At 41.3% G+C, this 1,316-nt stretch carries 1 protein-coding gene and 2 pseudogenes; all 3 read right to left on the reverse strand.

Annotation, left to right across the window (positions count from 1 at the left end):
• Nucleotides 1–182: pseudogene (locus ACYVTD_RS12775) on the reverse strand (cobalt ABC transporter ATP-binding protein); the annotation flags it as partial.
• Nucleotides 167–967: an ATP-binding cassette domain-containing protein gene (locus ACYVTD_RS12780; protein WP_461248129.1), complete on the reverse strand. Its 801-nt coding sequence runs from the start codon at nt 965–967 to the stop codon at nt 167–169. The gene ACYVTD_RS12780 and the pseudogene ACYVTD_RS12775, both read right to left, overlap by 16 nt.
• A pseudogene (locus ACYVTD_RS12785) lies at nt 964–1,316 on the reverse strand (energy-coupling factor ABC transporter ATP-binding protein); the annotation flags it as partial. The pseudogene ACYVTD_RS12785 and the gene ACYVTD_RS12780, both read right to left, overlap by 4 nt.

Below are 1,316 nucleotides of genomic sequence, written 5' to 3' on the forward strand. Positions count from 1 at the left end.
ACCTTGGTCGCTAACACGACGACGAGAACAAAAACGATAAAAATAGCATATGTAGGCACAGAGTTCAAGAAAAAAATGCCGATGATAAGCACAAACAAGAGCAAAAGCTTTGCTCTCGGGTCAAGCCTATGGACAAACGAATCCACAGGGAAATATTGCCCTAACGTTATGTCCTTAAACATTTTATTGCATCCTCATATGTAATTATTTTTTTCTTCCCAAGCGCTAAAGCCAGCTTCGTGACATCGGGGATATCAAGCCCTATCTCTTCAAGTTTTGGCGTTAATATGTCTTTCGGCTTGCCATCTAATAGCACTCTTCCTTTATTCATAACTATGATTCTATCCGCAATTTCAGCGATTTCTTGCATATAGTGAGATATAAAAACAACGCTGGTGTCCTTGGAGATTTTGCGAATTAGCTCAATTAAATCACGGCGCGAAACAGGGTCTAGCCCCGCCGTCGGCTCATCCAAAATTAAAAGCTTTGGCTTAAAAGCCAGTACGCTCGCAATAGCAATTTTCCTCTTCCACCCACCAGACAAATGATGTGGCATCTCGTCTAACATCTCGTTAGGTATGCGGAGCGCATCCGCCGCCCAAAAGACAGCTTCTTTCAAATCGTCGCCAGACAAACCAAAGTTTTTTGGAGCAAATGCAATCTCATCAAAAACCGTTTCCTCAAAAATTTGGTTCTCTGGATATTGAAAAACCATGCCAATGTTTTTCCGCACTTCGGCGAGTTTGTTTTTATCATTTGTATCAACATCAAAAACTCTGCAAACGCCAGATGTCGGCATCAAAAGCCCCGCAATGATTTGAATTAATGTCGATTTGCCCGAGCCAGTATGCCCAACAATAGATACGATCTCGCCCTCATTAATGGATAAATTTATTCCTTTTAACGCTTTTTTTTCATAGGGAGAAGATGGATTGTAAGTATATTTAACATTTTTAATTTCTATCAAAACATACTCACCGCCTCTTCCAAAGTCAACGCTGTTTTTCCCTTTAACTCTTTTGTTAGTCGTGAAATTTCCGGCAAAATCAGCTTCGCCTTATCCAAAACTTTTTGATTATCATATATTTCCCTAAGCCCACCGTCAGCAGCAACCTTACCCTCCGCCAACACAATCGCCCTAGGAACGAACGCAATTTCATCCAAATTATGCGTGATAAAAATTATCGTTTTCCCCTGCTCGTTTAATTCGCGCGCTATCGATATTATGTTGTTGCGGCTTGACGGATCCAACATCGCCGTTGCCTCATCAAAAATGATGTAATCCGGGTTCATAGCCAAAATGCCTGCGATAGCAA

Source organism: Treponema sp. R6D11 (assembly GCF_054786075.1).